A 21,347-nucleotide genomic window follows, 5' to 3' on the forward strand; every position below is an offset into this window, starting at 1 on the left:
GGCCTTCGCTGAAGCGCGCGGTCTGCTTGTAGCCGTCGAGATCGGTCTCGGTCGTGCCGCCGCGGACTGTCCAGTTCCGCCCGCCGACGCGGTTCTTCGCTTCGAGGATTGTGCACTGGTACCCCGCCTTGCCGAGTTCGTACGCGGTGGCGAGGCCGGCGATCCCGGCACCGAGGATGACGACCTTCGTGCGCCCGCCACCACGGGCCGGTGCCTGGTAGTCCGCGGCGGCGATCGCGGGCGCGGTGAGTCCCAACGCTTGCATGGACTCGAACATCACCCCCGCGCCACCGGCGATTCCGATCGACTTCAGCAAATCCCGGCGCGTGATCATGCGCTCAGCATGAGGCGCGCCGAGGATCAGCCACATGACGCGGAGATGTCGTACGTGTTGGTAGCGGCGGTGGCTTGTTTCCCACCGGTGTAACAAGAAACCGGGTGGCCGAACCGGTTGCCGCGGATGCCCGGTTCGCGATCACCGGTGCCCGGCGGAGAGCGACAGGGCAGGGCTTTCTCCTCGAACCACGCGGCACGGCACAGCTCCCGCACCGGCACGGTCTCCTGGGCGAGACCCGCACGAGCCCGTCGCGGACGGCAGGAGCGATCGAGACCCGCCCCGGACGCCCCGGCGGTCGGGCGGGGCTGCCCGAGCCGTGGAGCGGCACCTGCCGGTCCTGCCCGTACCCCGTGCGCCCAGCCCGGAGTCCGTCGCGTGAAGGCATGGTCACACTGCTGGATCGCGCCTGGCAGCCGCCCCGGGCCGGGGGCAGGATGGCGCCGTGAGCGAGCCCTCCTTCACCCTCGTCCAGTTGCGGTACTTCGAGGCTGCCGCGCGGCACCTGAGCATGACGGCCGCCTCGCGGGAGTTGCTCGTTTCGCAGTCGGCCGTGTCGACCGCGATCGCGCAGCTGGAACGCGAACTCGGGGTTCAGCTGCTGCTGCGCCACCACGCCCGCGGGCTCAGCCTCACCACCGCCGGGCAGGCGTTCCACCAGCGCGTCCTGGACTTCCTCGCCCACGGCGCCGAGCTGGTCGAGACCGCCCGGCAGGCCGGGACCGAGCTGGTCGGGCCACTGGCCGTCGGCTGCTTCACCACGCTCGCGCCGTTCCGGCTGCCCGGGTTGCTGGCCGAGTTCGAGGACCGCCACCCGCGGGTCCGCGTGCAGCTGCGGGAGGGCGAGCACTCGGCGCTCAAGGCGGCCCTGCGCAGCGGCGAATGCGAGGTGGCGCTGCTCTACGGCTACGACCTCGACGACGACATCGACCGCGTGGTCGTCGACACCGCGCCGCCCTACGTGCTCGTCTCTCCCGGGCACCGGCTCGCCACCCGCAAAAAGGTCGCGCTCGCCGACCTCGACGGTGAGCCGATGGTGCTGCTGGACCTGCCGCACAGCCGCGAGTACCTGCAGTCGGTGCTGCGCGGCGCCGGTGTCGAGCCGGAGATCCGCCACCGCACCACCGGTTACGAGACCGTGCGGGCGCTCGTCGCGCACGGGCACGGGTTCGCGCTGCTCAACCAGCGCCCGCCCGTCGAGTCGACGTACGCAGGCGAACGCGCGGTGCCGCTCGCCCTGACCGACGAGGTCGCCTCGCTGGAGATCGTCGTCGCCTGGATGCGCGGCGTGCGCCTGACCCGCCGCGCCCAGGAGTTCGTCAAGCTGTGCCGCACGCTCTACGCATCACCAAAACAGATGCAGAAACACTGAAACATCTGTTGGACAGAACCTCGGCCAGACCCGCACGCTGGGCCGATGACCGTCCACCAGCGCATCCGGCCGTTCAACACACGCGACACCTACCCGGAACAGAACCTCGACAACGACCTGTGCCAGGCGGTCGTCGCCAACGGCACGGTCTACGTCCGCGGGCAGATCGGCCAGGACCTCGACACCAGTGAGTCCGTCGGCATCGGGGACGCGGCCGCGCAGGCCGAGCGGGCGATGGCCAACATCGCCCTGCTCCTGGAGGAAGCCGGGAGCCGGATGGAACACCTGGTCAAGCTCACGATCTACCTGATCGACCCGCGCTACCGCGAGGCGGTCTACCGCGTCGTCGGGAAGTGGACGAAGGGCGTGCACCCGATCTCGACCGGCGTCGTCGTCTCGGCGCTGGCCCGCCCGGAATGGCTGTGCGAGATCGACGCCATCGCGGTCATCCCCGAGGAGGAGCGGTGACCTTCTCCCTCGTCGCCCGCGACGGCGGCCGCTTCGGCATCGTCACCAGCTCGTCGAGCCCCGCGGTCGCGGCCCGCGTCGCGCACCTGCGCCCCGGCGTCGGCGCCGCGTCCTCGCAGAACGTCACCGACCCGCGGCTGGGCGCGAAGCTGCTCGACCGGCTGGCCGAGCACGGCGACGCCGAGCGCGCGCTGTCCGAGGTGACCGGCTCCGCCGAGCACATCGCCTACCGCCAGCTGACCGTCCTCGGCCGCACCGGTCCCGGTTTCGCTTACAGCGGCGCGAAAACGCTCGGCACGCACGCCACCGCGACGGCGGACGGCGCCGTCGCGGCGGGCAACATGCTCGCCGGTACCCACATCCCCCAGGCGATGCTCGACGCCTTCGCCGCCACCTCCGGCGAGCTGGAACAGCGGCTCGTCGCCGCGCTGCACGCGGCAGTCGCCGCGGGCGGCGAGGAGGGCCCGGTGCGCTCGGCGGGACTCGTCGTCGTCGCCGACGTCGGCTGGCCGGTCACGGACCTGCGCGTGGACTGGGACGACAACCCCGTCGACCGCCTGGCCGACCTGCTGGCGGTGTGGCTGCCTCAGCGCGACGACTACGTCCGCCGCGGCCTCGACCCCGCCGCCGCGCCCTCCTACGGCGTTCCGGGGGATCTGTGAAGACCGCCGCGCGGGACACCGTCACCCGGCACGCGGACGACCTGGTCCGCCTGTCCGAGCGCCTGCACGCCGACCCCGAAACGGCGTGGGAGGAGCACCGGGCCGCGGCGAGCGTGCCGGACCTGCTCGACCGCGCCGGGTTCGCGGTGACCCCGCGCTACCTCGGCCTGGACACGGCCTTCCACGCGCGCTTCGGCAGCGGCCCCACGCGGATCGCGCTGTGCGCGGAGTACGACGCGCTGCCCGGTCTCGGGCACGCGTGCGGCCACAACCTCATCGCCGCGAGCAGTGTCGGCGCCGCACTCGGACTGGCCGCGGTCGCCGACGACGCCGGCCTCACCGTCGAGGTCTACGGCACCCCCGCCGAGGAGGGCGGGGGCGGCAAGATCGAGCTGCTCGACCGCGGCGCCTTCACCGGCGCCGACCTCGCGATGATGGTCCACCCCGCCCCGGTCGACGTCGCCGAGGCGCGCCCGTTCGCCGTCAGCCACTCGAAGATCTCCTACACCGGCAAGTCCGCGCACGCCGCGGCCTACCCGGAGGCCGGGATCAACGCCGCCGACGCGTTCACGGTCGCGCAGGTCGCGATCGGGCTGCTGCGCCAGCAGTTGCCGTCCTCGGCGCGGGTGCACGGCGTCGTCACGCACGCGGGCGACGCGCCGAACGCGATACCCGAACACGCGGCCGGCCGCTGGTACGTGCGGGCGGAGACGCTGGCCGAGCTGGCCGAACTCGAACCACGCGTGATGCGCGCGTTCGAGGCCGGGGCGCTGGCGACCGGCTGCGAGCTGAGCGTCGAGCCGGAAAGCAAGCCCTACGCGGAGTTCCGCGCGGACGAGGCGGCGCTGGCCGACTACCGCGCGAACGCGGTGGCGCTGGGGCGCGAGTTCGCCCCGCCGGGCACCGCGGCGCGGATGAACCGCGCCTCGACCGACATGGGCAACGTCTCCCAGGTCGTGCCGGCGATCCACCCCTACATCGGGATCGGGTCCCTGCCCGCGACCAACCACCAGCGCGAGTTCGCCGCGTTCTGCGTCGGCGAAACCGCCCGGCGGGCGCTCCTCGACGGCGCGGTCGCGCTCGCCTGGACCGGGATCGACCGCGCGGCGCGGCGCGCCTGACCCTCCACACCGGACCGAAACGGAGAACGATGTCGAGACAAGAGGTGGACGTCCTCGTCGTGGGCGGCGGCCAGGCCGGCCTGGCGATGAGTGAGCACCTGAGCGACGCCGGGGTGCCGCACCTCGTCCTGGAGCGGGACCGGATCGCCGAGCGCTGGCGGTCGCAGCGGTGGGACTCGCTGGTCGCGAACGGGCCCGCGTGGCACGACCGCTTCCCCGGCCTGGAGTTCGGCGACCTCGCACCGGGTGACTTCGCGTCGAAGGACCAGATCGCGGACTACTTCGAGGCCTACGCGGAGAAGATCGCCGCGCCGGTCCGGACCGGTGTCGAGGTGACGTCGGTGCGGCGGCACCGGGGACGCCCCGGCTTCCGGGTGCGGACCTCGGACGGTGAGCTCGACGCGCGGTTCGTCGTCGCCGCGACCGGCCCGTTCCAGCGGCCGGTGATCCCGCCGATCGTGCCCGACGACGCCGGGCCACTGCAGCTGCACTCCAGCTCCTACAAGAACCCCGCCCAGCTGCCCGAGGGCGGCGTGCTCGTGGTCGGCGCCGGGTCCTCCGGGGTGCAGATCGCCGAGGAACTGCGCCGTTCCGGGCGCGCCGTGCACCTGTCCGTCGGCCCGCACGACCGGCCGCCGCGCCGGTACCGGGGCCGCGACTTCTGCTGGTGGCTGGGAGTTCTGGGCAAGTGGGACGCCGAAACCCCGCCCCGCGGCGCCGAGCACGTCACGATCGCCGTCAGCGGCGCGCGCGGCGGGCACACCGTCGACTTCCGCGCCCTCGCCGCACTGGGCATCACCCTGACCGGGCGCACCGAGTCCTATCGCGACGGAACCCTCCACTTCGCACCGGACCTCGGCGCCAACATCGCCGCGGGCGACGCGAACTACCTGTCGCTGCTCGACGAAGCGGACGCCTACATCGCCCGCAACGGCTTGGCACTGCCGGAGGAACCCGAGGCGCGTGAGCTGGGACCCGACCCGGCGTGCGTCACCGATCCCGTCCGCGAACTCGACCTCGCCGCGGCCGGGATCACCTCGATCGTCTGGGCCACCGGGTTCGCGGTCGACTACAGCTGGCTGCGGGTCGACGCGTTCGACGAACACGGCAAGCCGCGGCACCGGCGCGGGGTGTCCACCGAACCCGGCGTGTACTTCCTGGGCCTGCCGTGGCTCGCGCGGCGCGGGTCGAGCTTCATCTGGGGTGTGTGGCACGACGCGAAGTTCGTCGCCGACCACATCACGATCCAGCGCGACTACCTGCGGTACTGAGCGGCGCGTGAATTCCGTGTTGCCCGGCTGTAAGACCCGGGCAACGCCGCAGCTCCGCCGCTCTGCATCAGTGTTTCCGATGCATTGTTTCGTCTCTTTCTTCTTGTTCGATGCTGTCGCCCGCTCCTAGCGTCATCGCGAGAGCAGGCCCGAGGAGGCACCCATGACCGCACCCGGCTCCCCCGCAGGCGACGAGATCACCGAGGCGTTGGCCGATCCCGCGGCGCTGCGCCGCAGTGTCGCCGCCGGCGCCGTCGGGGTGTTCGTCCACTGGTTCGACTGGGCCGCCTACGCCTACCTTGCCAGCACGATCGCGTCGGTGTTCTTCCCCGCGGAGAACAGCACCGCGGGCCTGCTCGCGGTGTTCGGCGTGTTCGCGGTGTCGTTCGGCATCCGCCCGGTCGGCGCGCTGGTGTTCGGCCCGCTCGGCGACCGGATCGGGCGCAAGCGGACGCTGTCGCTCGTCATCTTCCTGATGTCCGGCGCGACGCTGGTGATCGGGCTGCTGCCCGGCTACTCCACGATCGGGATCGCCGCGCCGCTGCTGCTGGTGTTCCTGCGCCTGCTGCAGGGGTTCGCGGCGGGCGGCGAGTTCGGCAGCGCGGCGAGTTTCCTCGCCGAGCACGCGCCGCGCCGCCGCCGCGGGTTCGGCGTCAGCTGGCTGGAGGTCGGCTCGCTGCTCGGGTTCCTCGCCGGGTCGTTCGTGTTCCTCCTGCTGTCCGTGGGGTTGTCGGGCGAGCAGCTCACCTCGTGGGGCTGGCGCATCCCGTTCCTCATCGCCGCGCCGCTGGGCGTCGTCGGGTTCGTCATCCGCACCAAGATCGAGGACACGCCCGAGTACCGCGCGCTGGAGGCGACCGACAACGTGCCGCGCAGCCCGGTGCGGGAGTTGTTCCGCCACAACAAAAAGCAGCTGCTGCAGGCCGCCGGGCTGATGACGATGATGCACGTGCCGTTCTACGCCGTGCTGACCTACCTGGTCACCTACGAGACCGACTACCTCGGCCACTCCGCGGGCAGCGCCGCGCTGCTGTCCACGGTGATCTCGCTGACCGGGCTCGTGCTGGTGCCCGCCTTCGGCAGGCTGTCCGACCGGGTGGGCCGCCGCCCGGTGCTCATCGGCGCCGGGATCGCGCTGTTCGTCCTGGCCACCCCGGCGTACCTGCTGATGCGTACCGGCCTGGCGGGCACGTGGGTCGCCGCGCTCGCGCTGGGCGTCATCCTCGCCGCGATCCTGGGCACCTACGCGGTGTGGTCGGCGGAGATCTTCCCGACCCGCACCCGCCAGAGCGGCCTGTCGATCGCCTACAACGTGACCGCCGCCCTGTTCGCCGGGACCGTCCCGTACGTGATGACCGTCCTGATCTCCGCCACCGGCTCGACACTGGTGCCCGGGCCCTACCTGATGGTGGCCGCGGTGATCGGGCTCGTGGCGGCGTTCTCCCTGCGCGAGACGGCGGGCACTCCGCTGCTGCGCGCCGGGGACCTCCCGGCGGCGCCGGTACCGGCCGGCACACCGTGAGCGCGGGCGTCGTGTTCCGCGGTGGTCATTTCCTGGCGCCTCGGGTTCGGGCCGAGACCGGGGTGCCGTGATCGTGTTGACGCGACGGCAGCGATCGCCGTGCGACCGCCCACACCGACCGGGCGGCGATGGCGCCGATGAAGACCGTGACCAAAGCCAGTAGCACACCGGTGATCGGTACCCAGCCGGCCGGGCGGACCACGTCGAGCCACTCTTCGGCCAAGGCCACCGCCGCGGCCAAGGGAAAGGTGAACGACCAGAAGCCAACGGTGAAGCGCAACCTGCGGTAACGCGGCACCATCGCGGCTTGCACCAGCACCAGCAGGACGCCGACGCCGCCGATCGCCTGGGCGACGGGGTCGGCGACGTGCCCGTGGAGCGAAAACCAGGCGATTCCGGCGACCGCGGGCGGGGCCAGGAGAATCGCCGTGGTGGGGATCAGGGCATCCGGCAGGGCGGAGCGGAACGTGAGGCGCAGGACGACTATCGCCGTGAGGACGACGGCGAAGAACGCGCCGACGCCGAACAGCGACCAAGCAAGACCGTGGTAGCCCACAACATGTGCCACGTCGGCGCCGACCAGCCCGGGCGCCACCGTCGGCAGCAGGTAACCCGGGTGCAGGGACTCGAGTTCGAGCCGCCCCTCGAACCACGAAGCGAACAGCCAGGCAGCGAGGATCGCGGCGGTGGCCAGGGCGAGCAGGAACAACACACGCCCGCCGATCGGTGACCACGTGAAGAGGTCCGCGGCGAGCAGCATCGCGGTGACCGGGGCCAGCGCGGCGATGGGGCCCTGCGCGGGGTGCCGCAGCTGCGAGGCCAGTCCCTCACCGCTGCGCGCGCCGCGGACGAGGTGCGCGGTGAGCAGCGACACCCAGGCGGTCGCCGCGAGGGCCCAGAACGCCTGAGGGACGACTCGCGGCAAGGTGAGGGCCGAGGTCGCTTCGGTCCACGCCTCGGCCAAGCCGGCGAGACCGAAGCCGATGGCCAAGGTGTTCAGCGGGAGCCGCGCCGGGCGCGATCCGGCGGTAACGGATCGGCCGACGGGCGTGGCGTGGGTGACGAGCGTGCTGGTCATGATGTTCTCCGGGGGCGATGGCACCCGCCGGGACCGCGGGCGTCGCGACCCAGACGGACGGCGGTGCCGGTTGAGGGAACGAGGAACGGTGTTCAGGCGCCGGCGGCACGCAGGACGAGATCGGCGACCTCGGCCGGGTGCGAGGCGAACACGGCGTGGGACGCGCCCTCGATGCTGACGATCTCGCCCTTGGCCCGCTCGGCCATGAAGTGGTGGGCGGCGGCCGGGATGTTCTTGTCCGCCTCGGCGATCAGGAAGTAGGTCGGGAGGCCGGGCCACGCCTGCGGCCCCTCGGCGGCCTCGTTCAGCGCCGCGGCGGTGATCGGCCGCTGGGTGGCTGCCATCACCCGGGTCGTTTCCTCGGGCACGTCCGCCGCGAACTGCTGCCGGTAGAGCTCCTGGGCGACGTACACGTCCTGGTTGCCGTCGGGCAGCGGGACCGGGCGGAGGGTCTCGGCGAGGGTGCTGCCGGGGAACTGGCCGGACAAATCCGCCGCGCTCTCACCGGCTTCCGGGGCGAAGGCCGCGACGTAGACCAGGGCCGTGACGTTGTCGGCACCCGCGGCGGCCTTGCTGATGACCATCCCGCCGTAGGAGTGACCGACCAGGACGACCGGGCCGTCGATGGTGTCGACCAGGGCGCGCAGCTGGGCGGCGTCGTAGGCCACCGAGCGCAGCGGGTTGGCCGCCGCGACGACGCGGTGCCCCGCGGCCTGGAGCCGCTCGACGACGGGACCCCAGCCGCCGGACTCGGCGAACGCGCCGTGCGACAGGACGATGGTCGGCTTGGTGGTGGCCATGGTTTCCTCCGTGAGGATCAGGTTTTCGTTCGTGCTGACGGAAACCATGGTTGTCCGGACAGCCGCGGAGCAGCGCCCGTCAGATGACCGTGACCGTGACGGTCACCCGGTGACCGGTCACCGGAATCGCCGTCAGGGGAGGTCGCCGAGGAGTTCGGCGACCGTCGTGGGGTTCGCCGGGAAGGCCGCGTCGGCCTGCGGGGGTCGATCCGCAACGCGCCCGTGGCCGCCGGGTCCCCGGCCAGCAGCGGCATGAACCGGTTGGTGCCTCGGGCAGGGACGGGTAGGCCAGGCAGGGCGTGTTCGATACGGGAGCCGGAACGCGGAAAGGCGGGTCGCTCACCGTGGTGAGCGACCCGCCTGTGTCCGGACCGGGGTGCGGAGAATCCGTTGCCCCGTCATGGCTCGTGCGCGGGCGGCAGCGTGTCGAGCCAGCCGCGCGTCAGCTCGGCTCGGCCGGTGGCCTGCAGCAGTGCCGCCAAGCCGCGAGACGCCTCCTCGAAGATCACCAGAGCGCCACCGCCGGGGTCGTCCCGCAGCAGCCACGACTGGTAGAAGCTCAGCTGATCGCCGACCGCGGCCCAGCCGAACCGGGTCGGTGGCACGAACTCGCCGACGATCCCGTCGAAGGTGTGCGGCGGGGACACGACCACGAAGCGGCTGCCGACGGCCAGGTCTTCGACGACCTCGGTGCGGTCCACCGCGCGCTGCCACTTCGGCCACTCTTCGACGGCGGCCAGCTTCGCGAAGACGGCGTCGGCGGACGCGGAGGTCCGGTGCCGGTGGTGGACGAAGCTGTCGCAGCGGTCCGGCCCCCAGCCGGGGGGCCAGTGGATCCCGGGATGCGGGTCTGGGTTCATACCGTCCAGGGTCACCGCGCCCGGGTGGGAACAGCACCCGTCACATGACTGTGGTGTCCACCTGCTCGCCCTGCTCGTGGGCGGTCAGCGCGTCCCGCAGCGCGGCGCGCGAGGTGATGCCGAGTTTGGGGAAGATCTTGTACAGGTGGTCGCCGACGGTCCGGTGGGAGATGAACAGCTTCTGCCCGATCTGCTTGTTGGTCAGGCCGGCGCCCGCGAGTTCGGCGATTTCGCGTTCCTGTGGGGTCAGCTCGGCCCGGCCCTCGGGAGCCGACCGGCGGGTCAGGCCGGTCGCGCGCAGCTCGTTGGCGGCGCGGTCGCGCCACGGGGCCGCGCCGAGTGCCGAAAGCGCGTCGTGCGCGAGGGTCAGCTGTTCGCGCGCCGCGGCGGTGTCGCGCAGGCGGCGCAGCCGGACCCCGTACGCCAGGCGCACCCTGGCCACGTCGAACGGCCACTGGTCCGGGTTCGGGATCGACAAGGCCGTTTCGAACAAGTCGCGGGCGTCGTCGTCCTCGGCCGCCAGCGCGCCGGCCGCGGAGCTGAGCAGGCCCAGCCGTGGCGACACCGTGTCCAGGCGGGCTTCGCGGAGGGTGGCGGCGTGCGCGGCGGCCTCGGCGCGGCGTCCGGTGTGCAAGGCGGCTTCGACGAGGTCGAAACCGGCCCACAGCGCGGTGGGCCGGTACGGCGCGAGCTGCCCGGCCGGGCTGAGCCGGGTCGCGTGGTGGTAGGCGGATTCGTAGTCGCCGGCGGCGACGTCGGCGAGGGTGCGCGCCTGCAGGGCGAAGTAGGTCACGCCCGCGGCCTGGTGGGCGCCGGCCCAGCGGATCGTGTCGTCGGTCAGCTGCCGGGCGGCCTCGTCGCGGCCTCGCGCGGCCGCGACGAGCGCGTGCACCCAGTCGAAGTACCAGCGGAAGAACCGGAACCCGTGTTCGGCGCAGACGACGAGTCCCTCGTCCGCCCACTCTCCGGCCTCGGTCCAACGGCCACCGTGGAAGGCGTCGAGCGCCAGGTGGATCAGCGCGCCGAGGTGCCGCCGGGCCGAGCCCTTGCCCTGACGGCGGGTTTCGGCCAGCCGTCGTTCCGGGGCACGCAGGCGGTGCAGCCGGTCGGCGAACAGGGCGGCGGTGCCGATCCGGACGAGCTGGGTGGGTTCGGGGTCGGTGCCCACGGAGTCGATCAAACTGTCGAGGGTGGCGATGTCCTCGGCGGAAGCGCGGGCGGGATCGGTGAAGACGATCGCGTTCACCCGGGTCACCGGGGTCGGTGCCGGTTTCAGCCGGTCGACCAGGGCACGGTACGCCTGTCCGGCTTCCTCGGTGCCCACCCACCAGCTGATCAGCATCAGGCTGTGCATGGCTTCGGTCAGGACGGGGTCGTTCGCGTCGAAGCCGTGTTCGCCCGCTTCGATCGCCCCGGCCAGCAGCCGGTGTGCCGTCGTCACATCGCTCTCGGAGTTGATCAGCAGGTGCGCGGCGGCCGCGGCGGCGTGCAGCGAGTGGGTTTCGAGGGAGCCGGTGCGCCGCGCGTCGCCCAGCAGCCTGCTCGCGGTGGCCATTTCACCGCCGGCTTCCGCGCCGATGTACGCCGCTTCGGCCAGTCGGCGGCCCCGGTCGGCGGCCGCCGGGCTGAGCTCGGCCGCGCGGGTCAGCGCCGTGACGGCGCCGAGGGCGTCACCCTGGCGGAGCAGGGCCTGTGCGGTGTCCTCCAGCTGACCGGCGATCTCTTCGTCCGGACCGACCGCGGATTCGGCGAGGTGCCGGACCCGTCGCTCCGGGGCGTCGACGACCGCGGCCAGCGCACCGTGCGCCCAGCGCCGGTCCCGTTCCGAGGCCCCCTCGACGACGGCCGCGCCGATCAGCGGGTGCCGGAAGCTCAGCCGCCCCCCGCTCAGGTGCACCAGCCGGGTCTCCTCCGCCGGGGCGAGATCGTCCAGGTCGCAGGAGCTGCCGCCCGCCGTGCGCAGGCGCGCCGGGTCGGTGGTGCCGCCGAGCGCGCCGAGCAGCAGCATCAGCCGGCACCGCTGCGGCAGGTCGCGCACGCGGGAGGTGAACATCGCCTGGAGCCGCTCGGACAGGGGCAGGACCGCCGGGAGCGCGGTGAAGTCGGTGCGCTGGTCACCGTCCAAAGCGGACGGCAGTTCCAGCAGGGCCAGCGGGTTGCCCGCCGCTTCGGCGAGCAGCCGTTGCCGCACCGCGGGCGCCAGGTCGGGAAACCGGCGGTCGACCAGTGTCCGGGCCGCGGCGGTGGGCAGTGGCGGCAGGACGACTTCGGTCAGTCCGCTGTTGCGGAAGAAACCACGCTCCGCGGACCGGCAGGCCGCCAGGAACACGATGGGACTGCCGACCAGGCGGCGGGCCACGAAGCCGAGCACCTCGGCGCTGGCCCGGTCCACCCAGTGGAGATCGTCGACGACGAGGAGGATCGGGTTTTCGGCCGCCGCGGCGCGCAGGCACAGCAAGGCGGCGTTCGACACGACGAGCCGGTCGGGCACCTGGCCGATCTCGAAGCCGAGTGCGCACCGCAGGGCCGTCCGCTGTCCGGGGTCGAGGGACGACATTTCGTCGCCGAGCGGGAACATCAGCTGGTTCAGCGTGGAGTAGTTGACGTCGGCTTCGAACTGCACGCCGGCGGCCCGCAGGACGCGAACGCCGCGCGTGGCCTCGCCGTCGGAGAACTCGTCTAGCACCGCTGTCTTGCCGACACCGGCGTCGCCGACCACCAGCACGGCCCCGCCCCGGACGCCCGCCCCGTCGAAGAAGTCCCGCAGGGAAGTGATGTCCTGCTCTCGGCCGATCAGATCCACCGGTCGATCCTCCAAAAGTACGGCGGGCTCGGCAAGGGACTCGTTCGTGACGTGCCGAGCCGCGGCCGGAGCGGGTGGCTAAGGTGTCGACGACAGCATCGGCGGCCGAGAGGGGGATGCGGCGAATGGCGAGGCGCGCGGACCGGAACGCGGCCGATCCCGACCTCGGCGTGCTGGCCGGACGACTCCTCTTCGCGGTCCAGCGCGAGTTGTTCACCAGGCTGGCCGGGCTGGGCTTCGGCGACCTGAAGCACCGTCACGGCGCGGTGCTGGCGTACCTCGACGAGGACGGGGTGCGGGCGACCGAGCTGTCGCGGCTGTCCGGCCAGTACAAGCAGATCATCGGAACGCTCGTCGACGAGCTGGAGGCCCTCGGGTACGTCGAGCGGCGGCCGGATCCCAGCGATCGCCGCGCGAAGCTGATCTACCCGACCGAACGGGGTCTGGTCCGGATGCGCGCCGCGGACGAGATCATGGCCGACATCCAGCGACGGCACGCGCGTCGCCTCGGCCGGGAGAACTACCGGCAGTTCAAGACCATGCTCGCCGACATCACCGACCACCAGCGCGCCCACCTCCGTTCCCTCGGCGCGGACGAAGGATCAGCCTGAGCCGGGGGACCGGTACGCCGTACCGACGGTCTCGTTTCCGCGAAGCCGGTTCCTCCTGTTTGTCCAAGTGCATGACTATCACGAATCTGGTCCAACCGGCAACGCCGGTCCGCTCAACGGCGGACCAGTTCGCGGCCGAGGTCCCTGCGCAGGTGAACCTCGATGAACACCCGGAGGTACGGATCTTCGGCCAGGTCGTCGAAGGCCGCCGCCAGCGCGTCGTCGGGCCCGCCGGTGAGGTTCACGATGCGCCAGAGGTTGAGCGGATCGTCTTCGGGACCGGCGACGGAGTGTTCGACGTGGAAGATCGGCTGCCCCGAGCCGGCGGTGAAGATCCGGCCGTCGGGTGCCTCGAAGCGGTCGGCGCCGATGAAGAACGCCTGCCGGTTTTCGTGGTCCAGCCGGACGTGTTCGATGACGGTCGCGTAGCGCTCCGGGGCAGCCCACAGCCGCTGCTCGGACACCCGGGTGAAGTCTTCGAGTTTTCCGTGGTGCACGCTCGGGAACTTCTCGGCGCTGCCGGGTTTGACGACCGTGGGGATGTAGATGTCCGGGGCGGCTGCCTTGCGGACCTCCATATCCCACAGCTGGGCGCCGGTGTAGGCGAACGGCGGCCGTACTTCGTAGCGTTCGCGAAGCACGTCGTTCACCCGCACCGGCGGTAGGTCCACGGGAGTGTTCCCGGGTGCGCTCCACGCCTGCTCGAAGACCGCTCGGTGGTCGAGTGTCTCAGTCACGTCATCTCCCGTCCGGCATTAGGCCAGATTGATGATAGTCAAGATTAATGACTAACTTACCGGACGTGCGGTACCGTGCCGGGGCATTCGACCGGGAGGGCGACCGTTTCCGGCGACGTCGCGCCCGCGCAGGCGGCCGGAAAGCGGCACGTGGAACGAAGTTGTCACCGGGGACGGCGGTCGCCGGGCTGGTGGCCGGCCGCACTCAGAACGGGCGCGAGTTCTGCTTCGGTCCAGCGTGGCGTGATGTGCTGGGGACAGTTCCAGTCGTAGCCGCGCACGCTGACGGTGATGATGCGCTCCACGTGGGCCCGGTAACCCGGAAGTGCGACCTGTTCCAGCAGCGAGGCGGCCTCGTCGGTGCGGGCGTCGTGAGACTGGGCTTCTCCCAGTATCTTGAGGCGTTGCTGGTGCGGGTAGTCCATGAGGAACAGTGACACCTTGGGGGAGGCGCCGAGGTTCCCCACGGAGACGTACTGGCGATTGCCCCGGAAGTCGGCCCAGGCGAGTCGGCTCGCACCGTTCGTCACACCGAGCACCTTGAGGAAGCCGGGCGGCCCGCCGCGGTGCTGGACGTACGGCCAGCCGGTTTCGCCGACGGTGCCGAGGTAGAAGCTGTCCCGCTCGGCGATGAAGCCGATCTCGTCGTCGCCGAGGACACCATCGGTGTGCCAGCTGCTGGTCATCCGCTGGATGGCGGAATGGCTGCCGTACTGCTTTTGCGCGGCTTCGACGGCCGGCGTCGTCAGTGTGGTGAGGTACCGGTGCGGCATGATGCCCTCCGAAGGTCGGTTCGGTCGCGTGCCGAACCCATGGTGGCCGGGACGGCGACCGGCAGCACCCGTCGAATGACCGTGACGGTCACCGGGCATCGCGCGCGGGCCTGTCTCACTCGCGACGACCCCGAAGCCCGGCGCGTGCGGCGAGGTACGGGCCGGTGACGCTGGCGGGGTCGGCGGCGACTTCGTCCGGCGTCCCCTGGGCGACGATGCGGCCGCCGCCGGGGCCGCCGACGGGCCCGAGGTCGAGCACGTGGTCGGCCGCCGCGATCAGGTCGAGGTCGTGGTCGATGACGACGATCGTGGCCCCGGCGTCCAGGAGACGGTCGAACACCCCCACCAGGGTGCGGATGTCGGCAGGGTGCAGTCCCGTCGAGGGCTCGTCGAGCACGTACAGCACATCGCGCTGGCTGCTGCGCAGGCGCGACGCGATGCGCAGGCGCTGCGACTCCCCGCCGGACAGCGCCGGTGTCGGCTCGCCGAGCCGCAGGTATCCCAGCCCGACGTCGGCCACGGGCCGCAGCGGCCGGACGACGGCGGGCACGTCGGCGTAGCGCTCCAGCGCCTCGTTCACCGTCAGTTCGAGGACGTCCGCGATCGTGAGACCGTCCACACGCGACTCCAGCGTCTTCTCGCCGAACCGTGCGCCGTGGCAGGTCGGGCACTCGACGGCGATGTCGGGCAGGTACTGCACGTCCAGGTCGATCGAGCCGAGCCCCTTGCACGTCGGGCATTGGCCTTCCTTCGTGTTGAAGGAGAACTGCCCGGCGGTCTGGCCGGTCGCGGCGGCGAAGCGGGCTCGGATCGCGTCGAAGGCACCGGTGTAGGTGCCCGGGGTGGACCGGGCGTTGAGGCCGATCGGCGTCGCGTCGATCTCCACGACTCCGCGCAGCGGTCCCGGTTCCAGCCGGGTGACGTGCTCCGGCAGCGGCGTGCCCGCCAGCCGTGCGCGAGCGGCCGGGACCAGGCTTTCCAGCACGAGGGCGGTCTTGCCGGCACCGGACGGGCCTGCGATCGCGGTGAGCTGGTTGAGGGGGAACGCGGCCGTCACGCCGTTCAGGTTGTGGAGGCGGCTGACCGTGAGGGTGGCCAGTTCGCCGGTGCCCGGCCGTGGCACGCGCTCGACCGTTTCGCGGCCGGACAGGAACGGGCCGATGACGGACCGCTCGTCGGCTTCGATCTCGGCGGGAGTGCCCTCGGCGACGACCGTGCCGCCCTGCCGTCCGGCGCCCGGTCCCAGCTCGATGATCCAGTCGGCGGTGCGGATCACGTCGAGGTCGTGCTCGACCAGCACGACCGAATTGCCGTTGCGCACCAGCGCGTCGATGGCTTTGCGCAGTCCCGCGACATTGCTCGGGTGGAGCCCGACGGACGGTTCGTCGAGGACGTACAGCATGCCGGTGGTGCTCGCGTGGACGGTCGAGGTGAGTTCGATGCGCTGCCGCTCGCCCGTGGACAACGTCGACCCGGCCCGGTCCAGGGTCAGGTAACCGAGGCCGAGCTCCAGCAACGGCGTGAGCGCACCGGTGAGCTCGCCGACCAGGCCGGTGGTCAACCGGGCCAGCTCGGCCGGCATCAGCGCGGGCAGACCGCCGGTGAACGCGGCGAGGTGGTCGAGGTCCTGCGCGCTCAGTTCGGCGAGGTCGCGGCCGTCCAGGTGGCTGGTCAAGGCCTCGGGCCGCAGCCGGGAACCGTGGCACACGGGGCAGGTGTGCGTGACGAGGAACTTGCTGTTCTCCGAGCGGCGGGCGGCGGTGATGGCGTTGTCGTAGGTGACTTCCAGGGTCACCTGCCTGCCGTTGCGGCCGGAGACGACGACCTGCTGCTGCACGGGCTCGCCGTGCAGGACGAACTCCTTCTCCCGGCCGGTGAGCTCCCGGTACGGCACGTCCAGCCGCACTCCCAGCTCACCCGCGGCGTACCGGCTCAGCCGCCGCCCGCCGACGTTCCACGACAGCACCGCGCCCTCGTCGATCGTCTTGCCCGGGTCCGGAACCAGCGCCGCGGGGTCGACCTCGGTGCGCACGCCCGTCCCGTCGCAGCCGGGGCACGCACCGAGGGAGTTGAACGCGAACGACTCCGCGGCCGGGTGGTCGAACCGCACCCCGCAGACCGGGCACACGATCTCCACCCCCTGCGTGGAGACCGCCGGTGGCACGTCGTGGCCGTTGGGACAGCGGTGGGTGCCCAGGCGCGACATGACCAGCCGCAGGACGTTGAAGACCTCGCTCATCGTCCCGACCGTGCTGCGCGGTCCGGGAACCGGTGGCCGTTGCCGCAACGCCAGCGCCGGGGGCAGGTGCTCGATGCGGTCGGCGTCCGGCCGCTGGGCCTGGCCGATCCGCCGCCTGCTGTAGGTGCTGAGTCCTTCGAGGAACCGGTGCAGCCCCTCGGCGTACAGCGTCCCCATGGCGAGCGACGTCTTCCCCGATCCCGACACCCCGGCCACCGCCACCGTCCGCCACAGCGGCACGTCGACGTCGAGGTCACGCAGTGAGTTGTGCCGCGCCCCGCGGACTTCGATCGCGCGGGGGAGGTGATCCGGCCGGGGTGTCATGACGGGCTTCCTCACGGGTTGGTGCCGGACAGGAAGGCGGGGAAGGAGCGGATCCCGGGCCGTAGCGCCGAGGTGGTGGCGAAGTCGGCCTGGTAGCCCGGCGTCGTCGCGAGCCAGGTGTACATCGCCCGCCGGTCGGCGTCGGGGACCGCGTCGATCGGCGTCGGCTCGAACCGGGTTGGCCGGCCCGAAGCCTCGGCGAAGGCCGCCGCCATCTGTTCCGGCGTCAGCTCGTCCCCGGCGATCTCCAGCTGACCGCCCGGGACGGCGCCGGGGTCGAGGATCGCCCGGGCGGCGATCGCGCCGATGTCGTCGGAGGCGGTCATCTGGATCGGCACCCCCGGCGCGAAGGCGTACCGGAAGACCTGCCCGTCCGCCTCCGCGGTGACGACACCGGCCCGCATCAGGTTCTCCATGAAGAAGACCGGCCGGATCACCGTCAGCGGCACGCCGGTCGCGCGCAGCCGCTGTTCGATCGCCCACTTGCTCTCGAAGTGCGGGATCCCGGTCGCGCGGTCCGCCCCGCCGACGGAGCTGTAGACCACGGCCGGCACTTCCGCGGCCACCACGGCGTCCGCGATGGCCGCTCCCTGCCGGACTTCCGCCTCCGCCCCGTCGGCGTCGTACGTCGTCATCGCGAAGACCGCGGCCGCGCCCCGGAACGCGGCCGCCAGCGAGTCCACATCGGATAAATCGGCACGGACGGTGTCCGCACCGGCCGCCCGGAGCCGCTGCGCGCTCTCGCCGTCGGGGTCGCGGACCGGCGCGAGGACGTCGGCGCCGTGCTTGAGCAGGTGGCGGGCCACCGCGCCGCCCTGGCGGCCGGTGGCGCCTAGCACCGCGATCGGGCTGGTCATGACCGGATGAAGTCGAGCAGGTCGGCGTTGATCGTGTCGGCCTGGGTGGTCGGCATGCCGTGCGGGAACCCGGCGTAGGTCTTGAGGGTGCCGTTCCGCAGCAGCTTTGCCGACAGCGGGCCCGAGTCGGCGTAGGGGACGATCTGGTCGTCGTCGCCGTGCATGACGAGGACCGGGACGGTGATCTTCTTCAGGTCGTCGGTGAAGTCGGTCTGGGAGAAGGCGACGATGCCGTCGTAGTGGGCTTTCGCGCCGCCCATCATGCCCTGGCGCCACCAGTTCTGGATCAGCGCTTCCGAGGGTTCCACGCCGGGCCGGTTGAACCCGTAGAACGGGCCGGACGGCAGCGCCCGGTAGAACTCAGAGCGGTTGGCCGCCAGCTGGGCCTGCAGGTCGTCGAACACGCTCTTGGGCAGGCCGCCGGGGTTGGCGTCGGTCCGCACCATCAGCGGCGGGACGGCCGCGATGAGCGCCGCCTTGGCGACCCGTGACTCGCCGTGGCGGGCCAGGTAGCGCACGACCTCGCCGCCGCCGGTGGAGTGCCCGACGTGGATGGCGTCGTGCAGGTCGAGGTGGCTGGTCAGCGCGGCGAGGTCGTCGGCGTAGTGGTCCATGTCGTGCCCGTCGGCGACCTGCGACGAGCGTCCGTGCCCGCGCCGGTCGTGGGCGATGACGCGGTAGCCGTGCTGCAGGAAGAACAGCAGCTGGGTGTCCCAGTCGTCCGCCGAGAGCGGCCAGCCGTGGCTGAACACGATCGGCTGGCCGGTGCCCCAGTCCTTGTAGAAGATCTCGACACCGTCCGTGGTGGTGATCGTCGGCATGATGCTCTCCATTCCTAGCGGCGAAGCCTTCGCCATCCGAAGGTGTCACCATCTTCGGCCCTCCGTCGCCGCGGCAGGGCCCGTCAGATGACTGGTCCGCCGACGGTCATCCTTGCCCTGGTGTACGGATGGTGCTGTCGCACGGACCGGACGACGCCCAGCAGACAGTGCCGACGCGGCACAGCTCGGCACTTCGCCGGTGCGCAGGCCGCGGTAGCACCGGGGTCAGTTCGTCCACATCGGACGGTCGAACCCGGGGGCAGTGGCACGTCCCGGCGTGGACACGTTTCACCAGATCGAGGGCGACGTCGCGGCTGAAGTGACCATGGGGCGTACCGCAGCTTCCGCGCGAGCAAGCGCGGACCATTCCGGGAAGGCGGCGTCGGCGGCGTCCACCGCGCGCACGACATCAGCCGGTGTGAGACGACCGCGCCGGTGAAGGGGGGGCGCGGCGCCGCTGATCAGGCCCCGAAGAAGCCGTCCAGCACGACAGTGATCATCCGCCGGATGGCGTCCTCGGAGTGGCCCCGTGCCGCGCCGGTCAGGACCGCGGCTTCGAGCATCTCGAACACCAGCAGCAGGTCCGCGGGCTCGGCGTCCGCGCGGAGCTGCCCCTCTTCCTGTGCGCGGCGGAAGGCCGGGGTGAGGGTGGCGACGAGCGCGTCGGCGTAGCGGCGCTGGCAGTGCGGGGGCAGTTCGCGGAACAGGCGGACGAGGGGCCGTCGCGCGGCTTGCTCGGTCAGCACCAGCTCCAGCAGGTCGCGGAACGAGTCGTACGGGGGCGGGTCGCCGCGGACCAGGTCCGCGATCGTGCCCAGGTGCTGGGAGGCGATGGCGGTGCCGAGGGCGGCGCGGTCGGGGAAGTGGCGGTAGACGGTCGCCCGGCCGAGGCCGACGCGGCGGGCGATCTCCGCGAGCGGAACGATTTCGCTGCCGGTAGCGAAGGCCTCGTCCGCCACCCGCAGGATTCTCTCTCGGTTGCGGCGGGCGTCGGTACGGCGCACCGGTCCGATGCTACTGGTCAGTAGTGAGACCCGCAAAGCGTTCCTTGTCTCGGTTCGCCTTCCTAGACTCCGGCGATCATGACGTCCCGGGGAAAGGGGAACCATGCCTGCTGTGCACCGCCGTACTGTCCTCAAGGGAGCGGCCGCGGCCACCGGGCTGACGCTGCTGCCCGCCACCGCCTCGGCCGCCCGTGTGCGGCTGACCCGTGAGGAGCACCGCGTCGTCGTCATCGGGTCGGGGTTCGGCGGCGGGGTCACGGCGTTGCGGCTCGCGCAGGCCGGGGTGCCGGTCACGGTGCTGGAGCGCGGGATCCGGTGGCCGACCGGGCCGAACGCGGAGACCTTCCCGCACCCGACCTCACCGGACAAGCGGATCTTCTGGCTGGGGTCGGAGCTCAACCTGCTGGGGCTCGTGTCGTTGCCGTTCGAGCCCTACACCGGTCTGCTGGAACGGGTGCCCGGGGTCGGGATGGACATCATGTGCGCGGCCGGGGTCGGCGGCGGCTCCCTGGTCTACCAGGGCATGACGCTCCAGCCGGCGGAGGCGGTGTTCAACGCCAACCTGCCCGAGCAGCTCGACTACGCCCGCATGGACCGGGTCTACTACCCGCGGGTGGCGCGGATGTTGCGCGTCGAGACCGCGCCGGACGAGCTGATCGCAAGCCCCACCTACCACGCGGCGCGGGTGTTCCGCCGCAACGCCGAGCGAGCGGGATTCCCGGTCGAGAAGATCCCGATGCCGATCGACTGGTCGTACGCGCTGCGTGAGCTCAAGGGCGAGATGAAACCGTCCTACACCAACGGTGACTGCGCGTTCGGCGTCAACAACGGCGGCAAGCACTCGGTCGACGTCACCTACCTCGCCGCCGCGGAGGCCACCGGCCGCTGTACGGTCGTGCCGCAGCACAACGTCACGAGTGTCGCGCTGGGACCGGACGGGCGCTGGCAGGTGTTCGCCGACCGGATCGCCACGGACGGAACGGTGCTGGAGAAGAAGATCCTCACCACGCAAGCGCTCGTGATGGCGGCGGGCACGGCAGGCACCACGCGGTTGCTGATGCGCGCGCGGGCGCACGGGACGATCCCGGACCTGCCGGACGGTCTCGGCACCGGCTGGGGGTCCAACGGCGACCAGATCTACACCTGGACCAGCCTGGCCGAGGACTTCGGCTCTCCCCAGGGCGGCCCCGTGATCTACGGCAGCCTGGAGTGGGACGACCCGGCGCGCGCGAACACCGTCATCCAGGCCTCGCTCCCGCCGCTGCCGGACCTGCGCACCACGATGCTCGTCGGCTACGGCGTCAGCCAGGGCCGGGGGACGTTCGTCTACGACCCGCTGAAGGACGACGCGGTGCTGCACTGGCCGCTCACCGCCGACCTCCCGGTGGCGACGCGGATCGCCGAGCGGATCAACGCGATCGGCGGTGCCGCGGCCGTGAAACTCAACACCACGTCACTGGTGCCCAGCACGTGGCACCCGCTGGGTGGCGCGTCGATGAACGTGGTGTGCGATCTGGCCGGGCGCGTGCGGGGCCATCGCGGTCTGTACGTCCTGGACGGTGCCCTGATGCCGGGCAACACCGCGGCGTGCAACCCGTCGATGACGATCGCCGCCGTCGCCGAGCGGGCGTTGGACGAGATCGTCGTGCGAGACGTGGGCACCGTGTTCTGACGCCGGGGCGGGGTGCGC

General features: G+C 71.9%; 19 protein-coding genes. 8 read left to right on the forward strand and 11 right to left on the reverse strand.

The genetic code is table 11. The features are described from left to right. Positions 1 to 334 (reverse strand): FAD-dependent oxidoreductase (locus ABFX51_RS37625; RefSeq protein ID WP_346056640.1); only part of this gene is annotated, 334 nt, incomplete at its 3' end. A gap of 445 nt (positions 335 to 779) precedes the next feature. Here ABFX51_RS37625 and ABFX51_RS37630 point away from each other — a divergent pair. From ABFX51_RS37630 to ABFX51_RS37655, 6 genes are all read left to right on the forward strand, one after another. Further along, entirely contained in the window at positions 780 to 1,706 is a 927-nt protein-coding gene (locus ABFX51_RS37630; protein ID WP_346056641.1) for a LysR substrate-binding domain-containing protein, read from the forward strand. Between the two features lie 45 nt (positions 1,707 to 1,751). Next, positions 1,752 to 2,174: a RidA family protein gene (locus ABFX51_RS37635; RefSeq protein WP_346056642.1), complete on the forward strand. Its 423-nt coding sequence runs from the start codon at positions 1,752 to 1,754 to the stop codon at positions 2,172 to 2,174. Beyond that, a complete protein-coding gene (locus ABFX51_RS37640; RefSeq protein WP_346056643.1) occupies positions 2,171 to 2,836 on the forward strand; it encodes a DUF1028 domain-containing protein in 666 nt (221 codons plus the stop codon). The genes ABFX51_RS37635 and ABFX51_RS37640 overlap by 4 nt, the downstream gene beginning before the upstream one ends. After that, positions 2,833 to 3,957: a M20 family metallopeptidase gene (locus ABFX51_RS37645; RefSeq protein ID WP_346056644.1), complete on the forward strand. Its 1,125-nt coding sequence runs from the start codon at positions 2,833 to 2,835 to the stop codon at positions 3,955 to 3,957. Before ABFX51_RS37640 ends, ABFX51_RS37645 begins: the two co-directional genes overlap by 4 nt. A 29-nt stretch (positions 3,958 to 3,986) precedes the next feature. Beyond that, positions 3,987 to 5,228 carry a flavin-containing monooxygenase gene (locus ABFX51_RS37650; protein ID WP_346056645.1) on the forward strand — a complete coding sequence of 414 codons (1,242 nt, stop codon included), beginning with the start codon at positions 3,987 to 3,989 and terminating at the stop codon, positions 5,226 to 5,228. Between the two features lie 163 nt (positions 5,229 to 5,391). Beyond that, positions 5,392 to 6,750: an MFS transporter gene (locus ABFX51_RS37655; protein ID WP_346056646.1), complete on the forward strand. Its 1,359-nt coding sequence runs from the start codon at positions 5,392 to 5,394 to the stop codon at positions 6,748 to 6,750. Positions 6,751 to 6,775: 25 nt separating this feature from the next. Here ABFX51_RS37655 and ABFX51_RS37660 read toward each other — a convergent pair whose 3' ends face one another. The 4 genes from ABFX51_RS37660 to ABFX51_RS37675 form a co-directional block, all read right to left on the reverse strand. Continuing rightward, positions 6,776 to 7,828, reverse strand: a complete 1,053-nt coding sequence (locus tag ABFX51_RS37660) for an SLAC1 family transporter (RefSeq protein ID WP_346056647.1) — start codon at positions 7,826 to 7,828, stop codon at positions 6,776 to 6,778. A 92-nt stretch (positions 7,829 to 7,920) separates the two neighbouring features. After that, positions 7,921 to 8,628 carry an alpha/beta fold hydrolase gene (locus ABFX51_RS37665; RefSeq protein WP_346056648.1) on the reverse strand — a complete coding sequence of 236 codons (708 nt, stop codon included), beginning with the start codon at positions 8,626 to 8,628 and terminating at the stop codon, positions 7,921 to 7,923. A 398-nt stretch (positions 8,629 to 9,026) separates the two neighbouring features. Continuing rightward, entirely contained in the window at positions 9,027 to 9,488 is a 462-nt protein-coding gene (locus tag ABFX51_RS37670; RefSeq protein WP_346056649.1) for an SRPBCC family protein, read from the reverse strand. A 40-nt stretch (positions 9,489 to 9,528) separates the two neighbouring features. Next, positions 9,529 to 12,291, reverse strand: coding sequence for a helix-turn-helix transcriptional regulator (locus ABFX51_RS37675; RefSeq protein ID WP_346056650.1), 2,763 nt, complete (start codon positions 12,289 to 12,291; stop codon positions 9,529 to 9,531). A gap of 125 nt (positions 12,292 to 12,416) precedes the next feature. Here ABFX51_RS37675 and ABFX51_RS37680 point away from each other — a divergent pair, with 125 nt between their 5' ends. Continuing rightward, entirely contained in the window at positions 12,417 to 12,902 is a 486-nt protein-coding gene (locus ABFX51_RS37680) for a MarR family winged helix-turn-helix transcriptional regulator (protein ID WP_346056651.1), read from the forward strand. Positions 12,903 to 13,015: 113 nt separating this feature from the next. Here ABFX51_RS37680 and ABFX51_RS37685 read toward each other — a convergent pair whose 3' ends face one another. The 6 genes from ABFX51_RS37685 to ABFX51_RS37710 form a co-directional block, all read right to left on the reverse strand. Then, positions 13,016 to 13,639: a hypothetical protein gene (locus ABFX51_RS37685; RefSeq protein WP_346056652.1), complete on the reverse strand. Its 624-nt coding sequence runs from the start codon at positions 13,637 to 13,639 to the stop codon at positions 13,016 to 13,018. Positions 13,640 to 13,803: 164 nt separating this feature from the next. Further along, positions 13,804 to 14,412: a pyridoxamine 5'-phosphate oxidase family protein gene (locus ABFX51_RS37690; RefSeq protein WP_346056653.1), complete on the reverse strand. Its 609-nt coding sequence runs from the start codon at positions 14,410 to 14,412 to the stop codon at positions 13,804 to 13,806. A 115-nt stretch (positions 14,413 to 14,527) separates the two neighbouring features. Further along, entirely contained in the window at positions 14,528 to 16,975 is a 2,448-nt protein-coding gene (locus ABFX51_RS37695; RefSeq protein ID WP_346056654.1) for an excinuclease ABC subunit UvrA, read from the reverse strand. Between the two features lie 11 nt (positions 16,976 to 16,986). Then, positions 16,987 to 17,832 (reverse strand): NmrA/HSCARG family protein, encoded by an 846-nt coding sequence (locus ABFX51_RS37700; protein WP_346056655.1) that lies wholly within the window; start codon positions 17,830 to 17,832, stop codon positions 16,987 to 16,989. After that, a complete protein-coding gene (locus ABFX51_RS37705; protein ID WP_346056656.1) occupies positions 17,829 to 18,653 on the reverse strand; it encodes an alpha/beta fold hydrolase in 825 nt (274 codons plus the stop codon). The genes ABFX51_RS37700 and ABFX51_RS37705 overlap by 4 nt, the downstream gene beginning before the upstream one ends. A gap of 461 nt (positions 18,654 to 19,114) precedes the next feature. After that, a complete protein-coding gene (locus tag ABFX51_RS37710; RefSeq protein ID WP_346056657.1) occupies positions 19,115 to 19,657 on the reverse strand; it encodes a TetR/AcrR family transcriptional regulator in 543 nt (180 codons plus the stop codon). 103 nt (positions 19,658 to 19,760) lie between these two features. On the opposite strand from ABFX51_RS37710, the gene ABFX51_RS37715 reads away from it, so the two are divergent. Then, positions 19,761 to 21,329 (forward strand): GMC oxidoreductase, encoded by a 1,569-nt coding sequence (locus ABFX51_RS37715; RefSeq protein ID WP_346056658.1) that lies wholly within the window; start codon positions 19,761 to 19,763, stop codon positions 21,327 to 21,329. Positions 21,330 to 21,347 lie beyond the last annotated feature (18 nt).

Source organism: Amycolatopsis dongchuanensis, from assembly GCF_039542405.1.
In the GTDB taxonomy this organism is placed as follows: Bacteria; Actinomycetota; Actinomycetes; order Mycobacteriales; family Pseudonocardiaceae; genus Amycolatopsis_E; species Amycolatopsis_E sacchari.